This is a genomic window from Uniformispora flossi (assembly GCF_049534875.1).
Classification (GTDB): Bacteria; Actinomycetota; Actinomycetes; order Streptomycetales; family Streptomycetaceae; genus Yinghuangia; species Yinghuangia aomiensis.
The window spans coordinates 1-11,022 of the sequence record NZ_JBMULZ010000039.1; the positions used below are offsets into that span (position 1 = coordinate 1).

12 protein-coding genes are annotated in these 11,022 nt (G+C 70.5%); 7 read left to right on the forward strand and 5 right to left on the reverse strand.

The genetic code is table 11. The features are described from left to right. Positions 1-264 precede the first annotated feature (264 nt). Complete coding sequence (locus ACPA54_RS38670; protein ID WP_423537204.1) at positions 265-636, reverse strand: hypothetical protein; 372 nt, start codon at positions 634-636, stop codon at positions 265-267. A gap of 60 nt (positions 637-696) precedes the next feature. Further along, entirely contained in the window at positions 697-1,005 is a 309-nt protein-coding gene (locus ACPA54_RS38675; protein WP_423537206.1) for an ArsR/SmtB family transcription factor, read from the reverse strand. A gap of 83 nt (positions 1,006-1,088) precedes the next feature. Here ACPA54_RS38675 and ACPA54_RS38680 point away from each other — a divergent pair, with 83 nt between their 5' ends. Next, on the forward strand, positions 1,089-1,466 hold the full coding sequence (locus ACPA54_RS38680; RefSeq protein ID WP_423537207.1) for a VOC family protein: 378 nt from the start codon (positions 1,089-1,091) through the stop codon (positions 1,464-1,466). Positions 1,467-1,638: 172 nt separating this feature from the next. Then, entirely contained in the window at positions 1,639-2,049 is a 411-nt protein-coding gene (locus ACPA54_RS38685) for a DUF6000 family protein (protein WP_423537209.1), read from the forward strand. Between the two features lie 37 nt (positions 2,050-2,086). On the opposite strand, the gene ACPA54_RS38690 is transcribed toward ACPA54_RS38685, so the two are convergent. Beyond that, positions 2,087-2,695, reverse strand: a complete 609-nt coding sequence (locus ACPA54_RS38690; protein ID WP_423537211.1) for a TetR/AcrR family transcriptional regulator — start codon at positions 2,693-2,695, stop codon at positions 2,087-2,089. Positions 2,696-2,812: 117 nt separating this feature from the next. On the opposite strand from ACPA54_RS38690, the gene ACPA54_RS38695 reads away from it, so the two are divergent. The 3 genes from ACPA54_RS38695 to ACPA54_RS38705 all read left to right on the forward strand — a co-directional run bounded on the left by ACPA54_RS38695 (position 2,813) and on the right by ACPA54_RS38705 (position 4,813). Then, positions 2,813-3,595 carry an SDR family oxidoreductase gene (locus ACPA54_RS38695; protein WP_423537212.1) on the forward strand — a complete coding sequence of 261 codons (783 nt, stop codon included), beginning with the start codon at positions 2,813-2,815 and terminating at the stop codon, positions 3,593-3,595. A gap of 74 nt (positions 3,596-3,669) precedes the next feature. Continuing rightward, positions 3,670-4,263, forward strand: coding sequence for a hypothetical protein (locus ACPA54_RS38700; RefSeq protein WP_423537214.1), 594 nt, complete (start codon positions 3,670-3,672; stop codon positions 4,261-4,263). A gap of 13 nt (positions 4,264-4,276) precedes the next feature. Continuing rightward, positions 4,277-4,813, forward strand: a complete 537-nt coding sequence (locus ACPA54_RS38705; protein WP_423537216.1) for a GNAT family N-acetyltransferase — start codon at positions 4,277-4,279, stop codon at positions 4,811-4,813. A gap of 41 nt (positions 4,814-4,854) precedes the next feature. On the opposite strand, the gene ACPA54_RS38710 is transcribed toward ACPA54_RS38705, so the two are convergent. Both ACPA54_RS38710 and ACPA54_RS38715 read right to left on the reverse strand, forming a co-directional pair. After that, a complete protein-coding gene (locus ACPA54_RS38710; protein WP_423537218.1) occupies positions 4,855-5,832 on the reverse strand; it encodes an NADPH:quinone oxidoreductase family protein in 978 nt (325 codons plus the stop codon). A 447-nt stretch (positions 5,833-6,279) separates the two neighbouring features. Continuing rightward, complete coding sequence (locus tag ACPA54_RS38715) at positions 6,280-7,524, reverse strand: cytochrome P450 (RefSeq protein WP_423537220.1); 1,245 nt, start codon at positions 7,522-7,524, stop codon at positions 6,280-6,282. Positions 7,525-7,797: 273 nt separating this feature from the next. On the opposite strand from ACPA54_RS38715, the gene ACPA54_RS38720 reads away from it, so the two are divergent. Both ACPA54_RS38720 and ACPA54_RS38725 read left to right on the forward strand, forming a co-directional pair. Next, on the forward strand, positions 7,798-9,093 hold the full coding sequence (locus ACPA54_RS38720; RefSeq protein WP_423537221.1) for a glycoside hydrolase family 1 protein: 1,296 nt from the start codon (positions 7,798-7,800) through the stop codon (positions 9,091-9,093). 1,105 nt (positions 9,094-10,198) lie between these two features. Further along, positions 10,199-10,948, forward strand: a complete 750-nt coding sequence (locus ACPA54_RS38725) for a hypothetical protein (RefSeq protein WP_423537223.1) — start codon at positions 10,199-10,201, stop codon at positions 10,946-10,948. Positions 10,949-11,022: the final 74 nt, after the last annotated feature.

Below are 11,022 nucleotides of genomic sequence, written 5' to 3' on the forward strand. Positions count from 1 at the left end.
GTGCCGGGCGGCGCCGCCCCCGCCGGGGCCCCCCCCCCCCCCCGCCGGGGTTTTCGGAGGCGCGGCACTCTGCGCGGCTGCCGCGCAGAGTGCCGGGCGATGATCCCGGCGAGGAACTGGCGCATTGACACGCGCCGGGTCGGCGCCGGGGGTCGGCGGTCCGCCTGCGGTTGGCGCCGCATCGTCGGATGCCTTCCGGCGGCAAGGCAAGCCCGGCTCGGCGCACGGCCCGGCATGGATGCCCGTCACGCCGCGGACCAGCCCTCACCGAGCGGCGGCGCCCGCCCCGAAGACCCGGGCCACCCACTGATCCATGCGGTTCGCGAAGTCCGACGTGGAGGCGATGCCCGAGGCTATGAGGGAGCCGGCGTCGTCGAGGGTCGCGATGAAGTCCACGTCGGCCCAGCCGCCGCGGAACAGCACCACCGACAACTCGGCGCCTCCCGGCCCGGAGACGACCACGCCAACGGAATCCGGGTCACGCACCCGAGCCCGGTCGGTCTCGAGCGGCTCGGGCCACGAGGCCTCGATATCCCTCCAGGTCAGCGGGCCCACGTCGAGACCGGCCGACCGCCAGCCGGCCGTTCGCGCGGCCAGAGCCACGGCAGCCTCGTCAAGATCGACGACTCTGTCCATGCGGAGATCCTCCCTTCCGGGCGCACTCGGCCGCGGATGTCCGTCCGTCGGTCGCGGTGCTCATCTCCCGCCCGCTCCCTCGCCGTCCGCCAATACCGCGGCCAGCAGCCCCGGGAACCGCGCGTCGAGTGCCGCGCGGCGCAACGTCATGATGCGCGCCTTGCCCGCCCGGCGGGTCTCGGTGATTCCCGCTTCGCGCAGAATCCGCCAGTGGTTCGTCAGCGTCGACCTGGGCACGTCCAAGCCGTCCGGACTGCACGCGCACTCTCCGCCGTCGGACATCCGGCGGACCAGCCCCAAGCGGACCGGGTCCCCCAGCGCATGAAGCACCCCGGCCAAGTCCATGTCCACAGCGTCGGGCCGGTCCACCGTTCCTCCTCGTCGTCATGCGTCGGCACCGGCTAGTATGCCGATCACTTCGATGTTTCGGGAATATCGAAATGATCTTGGAGATGCCCGTGTCACTGCTCGCCACCCTCGCCCGCGTCTATGTCGACGACCTGGACGCAGCGCTGCCCACCTTCGTCCAGCTCACCGGAGAGCAGCCGCGACTCCGTTTCACCTACGAGGGCTTGGAACTCGCCAGCATCGGCGGCTACCTCTTGCTCGCGGGCTCGGCCGAAGCCCTCGCGCCCTACCGCGGCACCCACGCCACCGCGCTCGTCGACTCCCTCGACGACGTTCTCCACCTCGTCGAACAGCACGGCGGCACGGTCGTCGACGGCCCCAACGACGTCCCTACCGGCCGCAACATGACCGTGCGCCACCCCGGCGGTGCCACCGTCGAGTACGTCCAGTTCCACGAAGCCGCCCGAGCAACGCTCGCCTGACGCGGCGGGGCCTTGGCCGGGGAAACCGCCTGGACGCCCCCCAAATCCCCGGCCAGGATGCGGCCACGGACTTCCCGCCGTCGGCACCCGAGACCGACTCCGTTCGCCGCTAGGTGGTCGGCAGTGCCGAGTTCGGCCGCTACATGGAGCTGCTCGGCGTCGGCTCGCCCGTTTGCCGACCGTCGAGCGCGCCACGTTCCTCAGGGAACTCGGCTGTGACGCAGGGCAGATCACCGACCTTGAGCTGGAGCTGCTCCTCCGACCGAACTGGCGCTATCGCACCGTCGCGGGCTGGGTGATCGGCTTGGACCGCCGCGAGCGGTTCCGCCGACGGATCGGCGAACTCCTCATGGCCAGCGAACTGACCTACGCCTACGAGGGCTACTGCATCGCGCTCGGCATGCTCGGCACCCACGACGACGCTGCCCTGCTGTCCGCCTGGCTGAACCGCCACCTGCGCCTGCCCGAGTGCCGGTACGACCAGCCGCGGGCGCCCGGAATACTCCGGCATCTCGACGACGCCCTGGGCCGCAACCACGCTGGGGCTTTCCTGGAGCCCGGCGCCGCGGGAGTCCGCCTCTGAACCACGGCGCAACGAAACGGGGCAAGGAGCGTGGCGCTTACCCCGGCCACGCCGCGAGGGCCAGGGCTGCTGTCGTTCGCAGTTCGGCTGCCGTGGCGCCGTCGCGGGCGCGCTGCGACATGCCCTGGATCACGGTCGCGAAGTAGGCCGCCAGTGCTGCGGGTTCGGCGTCTTTCGGAAGTTCGCCGGCGTGTTGGGCTTCCGTGAAGCGGGCGGTGAAGTAGCCGAGGTTGGCATTGCGGAGCTCGCGCAGGTAGCCGGCGATCTCGTCGTCGGCCTCTGTGACGTTGGTGGCCGCGCTGATGGTGAGGCAGCCGGCCGGGTGGGCCGGGTCGGGGTAGGTGGCCGCGGCTTCGCGAAGGATTCGGGCCATGGCGCCGCGGGCGGTGGGTTCCTCGTCGAGGGCGGCTGCCATGAACGCACCGACGGGCGAGGCGCCGTAGGCCTGCACGGCTTCCTTGAAGAGGGCCTTCTTGTCGCCGAAGGCGGCGTAGAGGCTGCCGGGTTTGATGCCCATGGCGCGCGTGAGGTCGCCGATCGACGTGGCCTCGTAGCCGCGCTCCCAGAACAGCCTCGTTGCGGCGTCGAGTACTGCCGCGCGGTCGAACGCCGGGGGGCGGCCGCGCTTCGCTCCCGTTCCGGTCATGTGTGCGTCTCCCTGCCTGCTGCCTATCCTCGCCACCATTCTAGAGCGATCACTCAAGAACCCGTGCTACGGTTTTCTTGAATCATCACTCAAGAAATGACGAACGGGAGATTCCCCATGCCCGCAACCGCACTTCAGGCACTGCACGGCAAGCTCGCCCTGGTCACCGGCGGCAGCCGCGGCATCGGCAAGGCGATATCCGAGCGCCTCGCCCGCGACGGCGCGACGGTCGCCGTCGCCTACGGGCGCGACGAAGCCGCGGCCGCTGACACCGTCGAACGGATCAGGAAAGACGGGGGCGAGGCGTTCGCGATCCACGCGGAGTTGGGGCGGCACGGCGACGCGGTGCGACTGTGGGAGGCGTACGACGAGGCGAGTCGCGCGTACACGGATGACGGCGCAGTCGACATCATCGTCAACAACGCCGGCATCGGGCGGAGCGCTCCTCTGGCGGCGCTGACCGAGGACGGGTTCGACGAGGTGTTCGCGGTGAACGTCCGCGCACCGTTCTTCATCGTGCAGCAGGGGCTCTCGCGGCTGCGCGACGGCGGCCGCATCGTCAACATCTCCAGCGGCGCCGCACGGTTGGCGATGCCGGAGATCATCGCGTACGGCGCCACCAAGGGCGCGTTGGACACTTTCACCCTCAATCTCGCCCAGGAACTCGGCCCGCGCGGCATCACCGTCAATGCGGTCGCCCCCGGAATCGTCGACACCGACGTCAACGCCGCCTGGCTGCGCGGCAACCCGGAAGCGCAGGCCCACGCGGCGTCCATGGCCGCCCTCGGTCGCGTCGCCCAGCCGGAGGACATCGCGGACATCGTGGCGTTCCTGGCGTCGGACGACGCGCGGTGGGTGACAGGGCGGGTCGTCGACGCCACGGGAGGGGCGCGGTTGTAGGCCGGACCCGCCGGGCTCGTCGCCGGGCCGATATCCGCATGCGCTCCGGGTTGGGGCGTGCGAGAGTCCCGGCGATGAGTTCGACGACAACGGGGCGAGGCATCGGTCCCGCCGATGATGCGTATCTGCGGGAGATCGAGCGCCTGGCACGCCGCGTGGTCGCGGTGGGCTGGGGCGCGGAGGGCGCGGAGGGCGCGGCAACGCCACTGGCGCGTGCGGTGGCTGCGTTGGGGCGGGCATTGCGGCATGAGCATTTCGAGGGCGACGGGTGCGGGGAAACGCTCGATGGCGACGGCGGCACGGGGGTGTTTGTGCGGCTCGCAGCCGTGGCATTGCTGACTCCGTCGAACGTGCATCCGGAGCTGGGTGTGTCCTACGAAGACGCTTGCGATCAGCTCGGCGTGTCGGCCACGCCGCAGGGGTGGGCGCTGTGGCACACCTGGTCGGTCACGCCGCCGCGGTTGCCCGTCACCATGGTGGTCAGGTCGGTCGCGAGCACCGTGGGACTGGTGCGGAACTGGGCGGAAGGACGCGAGGTCCTGCCTGTGAGACCAGTGCCGTCGGCGATCGCGCTGGTGCGGATGGGATGGTGGCGGATGCAGGCGGCCGTTCTGTCACCGGCGGGTGTGCGACGGTTGGGGCTGGTTGATGGCGGGGCGGACGACTGAGGGAGCAGATCGCGTGACATCGCAAGGGCCGACGCGTTTCACGGCGGAAGCCATCCGGACGCAGCGCCTTGATCTGACGCCGTTGTCGGCGGAGGACGCCGACGCCATGGCCGTGGTGTTGGCGGATCCCGGGTTGCATGCCTACATCGGCGGGACGCCGGAGAGCCCGGAGGAACTGCGTGTCCGGTACCGGCGGCTCGTTGCCGGATCGCCCGAGCCCCGGATCAGCTGGTTGAACTGGATCGTCCGGTTGCGGGACGAGGGCTGCGCGGCCGGGTTTGTGCAGGCGACGGTTGAGGGTCCGTCACTCACCGCCGAAGTGGCCTGGGTCGTCGGCACACCGTGGCAGGGGCGCGGGATTGCCCGCGAAGCGGCTGTGGGGCTGGTCGGCCGGCTCGGCGAGCTGGGGGTTCGGACGGTGGTCGCGCACATTCATCCGGAGCACCGGGCGTCGGCGGCCGTCGCGGAAGCGGCGGGGCTGTCGGCGACCGAGGTGGTGGAGGACGGCGAGGTGCGGTGGGTGGGGAGGTTGGAGCCGTCTGCGCAGTGACACGCCGTCGCGGCTGACACGCCGTCGTGACGGCTGCTCCCCTACCTCACCTCGATGATCGTCACTCCGTACTTCTCACGCCCCGACACCGTCCGCATGGCCTCCGCCGCTGATTCCAGCGTGTAGCGCCCCGTGATCGGCGGCTTGAGGCGGCCGTCCGTGAGCATGGCTTCCAGGGCCTCGCGGTTGGTTTCGGCTTCGGCGGGGTGGTGGCGTTGGAACGCGCCGATCTCGTAGCCGAGGATCGTCGAGCCTTTGAGGAGGACGAGGTTGAGGGGCACCCGCGGCACCTCCCCCGCGGCGAAGCCGATGACGACGTAGCGGCCGCCGTAGCCGGTGGCGCGCAGAGCGGGTTCCGCGTAGTCGCCGCCGACGGTGTCGAGGACGACGTCGGCACCGCGTTCGCCGCAGGCCGCTTTGAGGCGGTCCTTGAAGTCCGGTTCGGTGTACGGCACGACCTCGTCGGCCCCCGCCGTCCGGCAGAACTCCAGCTTCTCCGGACTCGACGCGCACGCGATCACCCGCGCACCGAACGCCTTGCCGAGGGCGATGGCGGAACTGCCCACCGCGCCCGACGCCCCGAGGATCACGACGTTCTCGCCGGGGCGGACGCGGGCGGTGGAGACAAGCGTGTCGTATGCCGTCCGGTAGTTGCTGCCCGCGAGGCAGGCGAGGTCGTGGCCGAGTCCGTCCGGGGTGGCGCGCAGTTGCGCCTCGGGCACGCGCACGCGTTCGGCGAACGCGCCGACGAACGCCATGCCGTGTACCCGGTCGCCTACCGCGAACCGGGTGCAGTCCGGCCCCACCGCCGTGACCACGCCCGCGACGTTGTTGCCGGGCGTGAACGGCACGGGGACGCGGAGCTGGTAGCGCCCGTCCGCGATCAGCGTGTCGACGAAGTCGACGGAGGCCGCGCGCACGTCGAGGAGGACTTGACCGGGGCCGGGCTCCGGATCGGGGACGTCGCGGACGGCCAAGTCCGCCAGTCCACCCGGGCCCTCGCAGCGCAGGGCGCGCATCGGTGTCTCCCCTCGTCGCAAGCCGGCCGCAGGCACGTCCACGCTGCTCGCAAGCAGGTCGTCGGCGGGTCGCGCCAAGGTAGCAGCGGATGGGACGAGATGCTTGACCAGGTTGGGTTTCTGGGCAGTGCGGAGTTGGGCGGGCGGCGTCGACAGGCGTCGAGGCCGGACCCGGTGTCGTGCCGCAGCGGCCGCCACCGCACTGTGCCGTTTCCGCCGACGCGGACGTGGCCGAATTCGCGGGCAGGGCTGCCGCGCTCGAGGATCTACACGCCACCAAGGAAGCCGAACTGCGCCTCGTCGCGGGACCGCTGGCCGCGCTCGTCACGCAGGTGGATGCGTGGGAGGCGCACGTTCGCGGGCCTTTGCTCGGCGAGTACGCGCTGTCCGTTCGTCAGGGTCGTGCAGGCCGCTCCCCTGGGCCGGCCGCGCACTGCCGACGCACGTCTACTCCCGCGCGGTGAACTCCAGCGGCAGCGTGTCCAGCCCGCGTACGAACAACCCCTCCTCCGTCGGCTCCGCTCCCGGGGCGAGCCGCATGTCCGGCATGGCGTCCAGGAGCATCGGTACCGCTGTCGAGACCTCGGCCAGCGACAGCGCGGCGCCGAGGCAGAAGTGGCGGCCCAGGGAGAACGCCAGGTGGTCGGAGGCGGCGGTGAAGGCCTTCTTCACCGCGAGGTCCGCGCGGAAGATGTCGAACCGTTCCGGGTCGGCGAACTTGCGCGGGTCGCGGTTGGCCGAGGCGATCAGGCAGGTGACGAGGCTGCCTGCGGGTACGGTGCCGCCGCTGAGCTTGGCCTCGGCGGAGGCGAGGCGCTGGATGACCTGGACCGGCGGGGTGAGTCGCAAGGTTTCGGCAAGTGCCGCGCCGACGAGTCCGGGGTTGCGGCGGACCGCGTCGAGTTGGTCGGGGTGGGCGAGCAGGTTGCGGAAGACCAGTCCGAGGGCTTTGTCGGTGGTCTCGCCGCCAGCGACCAGCAGGAGTGCGGTGAAGGCGCGGATGTCCTCGGTGTCCATGGCCTCGCCGTCGGCGGTCGCCACGCACAGGTCGGACAGCAGGTCTTCGCGCGGGTTGCGGCGCCGGTCCTCGATGATCGGGACCATGTAGTCGGTCATTTCGGCGCGGGTCCGCACGCCCAGGGCGGCGATCTCGGGGTCGCCGGTGAGGTTGCCGAAGCAGGTGACGATGGCGCGGTACCAGGTGCGGAACTTGGGGGCGTCGGCGTGGTCGAAGCCGAGCATGCGGCAGATGACGTCGACCGGGAACACGCGGGCGAACTCGGTGACCACGTCGACGGATCCGCGGTGCCGGAAGCCGTCGATGAGGGTGCGGGCGGTGCGCTCGATGACCGTGGCGTAGCGCTCCTGGAACAGCGAGCCCTTGAAAGCGGGGGTGACGAGCGCGCGGCGGACGGCGTGCTCGTGGCCGTTCATCTGGATGATCGTGCGGCCGTAGACCGGTTCCATCGACTGCGCGTAGTGGTCGGTGGTGAAGGCGGGGTCGCGTAAGACGCGCACCAGGTCGTCGTGGCGGGACACCAGGTACGTGCCGCTCGCTTCGTGCCACAGCAGCGGGGCTTGCTCGCGCAGGTTGCGGTAATACGCGTACGGGTCCGCGGCGACCTCCGCGGACAGGAAGTCGGGCAGCGGCGGGACGGACAGGGTGCCGGTCGACTGGACGGTGTCTTCCACGGGAACTCCGTTCGGACGCGGTACGGACGGCAGCTCACGACCCGGCCGGCGACCCGCCGGGCCCAGGCCACGGGTCCAGACTGCCGCCCGCCCGCCCGCCGGACCAGAAGTTCGCACCGACTGGGCGATATACGCGGGCTTCGCCCACCTGTGCGCCTTCCCCGAGGGGCCAGGGGTGTCCGCGGGGCCGGGCGTCGCGTACGCTGGCGCGAAAACCGATCGATGAACGCTTTTTGTGTCGCGCCGGTCCGTCCCACCGCGAGGAGCCCCGCCATGGCCACGCCCACCGACCGCCTCGACGCGCTGCCGGAGGAATTCCGGGCGCGGCCGGGCTTCCTGTTCGGCGCCTCGACATCCGCGCACCAGATCGAGGGCAACAACGTGTCGAGCGACTGGTGGGTGCTGGAGCGCACCGCCGTCGGCGGCTTCCTCGAGGCGCCCAGCGGCGATGCGGCGGACAGCTTCCACCGCTGGCCGGAAGACATGGACCTGCTCGCCGGACTCGGCTTCAACGCTTACCGGTTCGGTATCGAATGGGCGCGCATCGAGCCGGAGGAGGGCCGGGTCTCACGCGCGGCGATCGCGCACTACCGGGCGATGGTCGTCGGCGCCCGCGCACGCGGCCTGACGCCGGTCGTCACGCTGCACCACTTCTCGTCGCCTTACTGGTTCGCGGCGCGCGGCGGGTGGACGGCGCCTGACGCGGCCGACCTGTTCGCCCGCTATGCCGAGACTGCACTGGAGGTCCTCGGCGACGACGTGGACTATGTGGCCACCATCAACGAGCCCAACATGGTGGCGCTGATCGCCGGGTTGTCGAAGGCGTTCGCGGAGGGGCGGTTCGAGGAGATCGGGGGCGCGGAGCATCCGTCCGACGACGAAGAGCCCGTCGCGGGTGCGCTGCCCGAGCCCGACGCCGCGACGACGGAGGCGCTGATCCGTGCGCACCGCGCCGCGGCGGCGGTGCTCAAGGCGGCGCGGCCGGAGATCCGGGTCGGGTGGACGGTCGCGAACCAGGTGTTCCAGGCGGAGCCGGGCGCGGAAGCCGCCGCGGCGGCTTACGCGTGGCCGCGCGAGGACGTGTTCCTGGACGCCGCGCGCGGCGACGACTGGGTCGGCGTCCAGGCCTACACCCGTACCCGGATCGGCCCGGACGGCCTGCTCCCCGCCCCCGAGGATGCGGAACGCACACTCAAGGGCTGGGAGTTCTACCCCGACGCGGTCGGGCACGCGGTGCGGCACACCGCGGAGATCGTCGGCCCCGACGTGCCGATCCTGGTCACCGAGAACGGCATCGCGACCGGGGACGACGAGCGGCGCGTCGCATACACGGCGCAGGCGCTGACCTCCCTGGCCGCGGCGATGCGCGACGGTGTCGACGTGCGCGGCTACTTGCATTGGAGTGCGCTGGACAACTACGAGTGGGGGTCGTTCCGTCCGACGTTCGGTCTGATCGCCGTCGACCCGGGCACGTTCGCCCGGACTCCGAAGCCCTCCGCACACTGGCTCGGCGGCCTGGCCCGAGGGCTCGACCGGACCGACCCTGACGCTGCGGCAAGCGTTCACTGAGGAGTGCTGGTCAGTCCGTCAAGGATGCGATGACTTCGACCGCCGATCGGAGCACGTCGTCGTCCGACTCGTTCGGGGACCAAGCGCGCAACTCGGCCGCGATGCCGCGGCCGAGTTCCGATGCGCCGGACCCCGGGAAGTCCTGGGGCAGAATCCACGAGTCGACGCCCTGAACCTGACCGCCGACCGAATGCGCGCGTTGACAGGTTGCCGTTACGCAGACCGTAGTCCGCGCGCCAGCCGCCGCGCGTCGAGGATCGGTTCACCGAAGTGCCGTTGCGCGCACGCGGCGTACGTCCGGTCGACGAAGTTCGCGCCCAGTCCCCAGCCATGGCCGATGCATAACAGCTACGACGCCGATGACGGCGCGCGCCCGTCCACGCCGGCCGACGAATAGCCCAGCGGCAGGCTCAGCCGCGGGCCGCCCAGCCCCGCGGGCAGTTCCATAGCGTACGACCCGCTGCGCGGTCGCGGACAGGTCAACTTGCGCCGTCAGCGTCGAAGCCGTGCGGTTGTTGCGCGAGGCGACCGGTCGCGTGATCCGGCAGGTCGGCCGTGGACAGCGCGCATGCCGGAAGGGCGACGAGCCGCGGCTGGGCAGCCTGGTAGGCCCGGACAGCAGCATGGCGGCCACAGTGGCCGCAGTCGGCCCACACGAAACCAGGCGGACGGTCGAACGGAACCGGCATGCGGTCAGACCGTGCCTGCGCACGCCCCACCCGAAAGCGTTCACGACACCCCCAAGATCACGAACAGCCGCCGCAATTTAGCAAATCGATGGCGCTTTCGCCAGCCCTTGACGAGTCATTTCACGCCGCAGGGAAACCCTCCCGTAAAAGAAGCCATCAGGCAATGCAAACGTAAAATAATCGGTATCGCCCCGTTCCGTCCAACTTTCTGCTTGGTCGTATGCCAGGGGCTCGACCTGGTAAAAGTCCTCCTGACTCATGGGTGAGGCGACCGCGGATTCCCGGTCGTCATGTCTACGGAACGTAAACACCAATGAGCGCTCCGGTGATCATCCGAATAACTTCCAGCAAAGGAAATCGTGTTGGGAATTCCCCGGAGGGCCGTCCGCAGGGCGGGCCCTTATAAACCCCGGGCGATGCTTTTCGGCCTCTCGGCCGTACTCGCCGCGGGGACGTTGTCCCACACCGCACCGGCCGCACAAGCGGCGGATCAAGCCATCCCCTCGGACGGCAGCACACTCACCACCGCCGCGGTCCAGGAAGGTGCGACCGCGAAGGCCTCCAGCGAGGCCGCCAAGACCGGGAAGCCGGTCGAGATCGCGGCCAAACGCACCGAGGACACGAAGACATTCGCCAATCCGGACGGGACTTACACCCAGGACCGCTACCTGCGTCCGGTCCACGTGCGGAAGAACGGCGCGTACGTCGAGGCCGATGCATCGCTCGTCGCGGCGAAGGACGGCACGGTGCGCCCGAAGGCCGCCCGGGCCGGATTCGCGTTCTCCAACGGTGGCGGGAAACTGCCGCTGGCCACGATGGTCCGGGACGGCCGGGAGATCGCGCTGACCTGGCCGGGCAAACTCCCGAAGCCAACCCTGTCCGGCAACACGGCGACCTACCCGGAAGTGCTGCCCGGGGTCGATCTGAAGGTCGTCGCAGATGTCGACTCGTTCTCCCATGTCCTGGTCGTCAAGAGCGCCGAGGCCGCCCGCAACCCCAAGCTGGCCAAGCTCGACTTCGGGCTCAAGGCCAAGGGCTTGACGGTGAAAGCGGGGCCCGACGGTGCGCTCACCGCGGTCAACCCCGCGGGGCAGACCGTGTTCAGCGCTCCGCCCCCGAGAATGTGGGACGGCAGAGCCGGCCTTAGACGTCATCTCATTTGGTGAGTCTGCGATAGCAAATGAGGGTGCAGGCGATGGCGGTGAAGGCGAGGAAGTGTTCGGGCTTGCGTTCGTAGCGG

What these genes read in the sequence shown, in the direction of transcription:
- ACPA54_RS38680 (WP_423537207.1), top strand. Translation starts at nt 1,089, where the DNA reads ATGCCCGTGTCACTGCTCGCCACCCTCGCCCGCGTCTATGTCGACGAC.
- ACPA54_RS38690 (WP_423537211.1), bottom strand. Translation starts at nt 2,695, where the DNA reads ATGACCGGAACGGGAGCGAAGCGCGGCCGCCCCCCGGCGTTCGACCGC.
- ACPA54_RS38695 (WP_423537212.1), top strand. Translation starts at nt 2,813, where the DNA reads ATGCCCGCAACCGCACTTCAGGCACTGCACGGCAAGCTCGCCCTGGTC.
- ACPA54_RS38710 (WP_423537218.1), bottom strand. Translation starts at nt 5,832, where the DNA reads ATGCGCGCCCTGCGCTGCGAGGGCCCGGGTGGACTGGCGGACTTGGCC.
- ACPA54_RS38725 (WP_423537223.1), top strand. Translation starts at nt 10,199, where the DNA reads ATGCTTTTCGGCCTCTCGGCCGTACTCGCCGCGGGGACGTTGTCCCAC.
- ACPA54_RS38670 (WP_423537204.1), bottom strand. Translation starts at nt 636, where the DNA reads ATGGACAGAGTCGTCGATCTTGACGAGGCTGCCGTGGCTCTGGCCGCG.
- ACPA54_RS38700 (WP_423537214.1), top strand. Translation starts at nt 3,670, where the DNA reads ATGAGTTCGACGACAACGGGGCGAGGCATCGGTCCCGCCGATGATGCG.
- ACPA54_RS38720 (WP_423537221.1), top strand. Translation starts at nt 7,798, where the DNA reads ATGGCCACGCCCACCGACCGCCTCGACGCGCTGCCGGAGGAATTCCGG.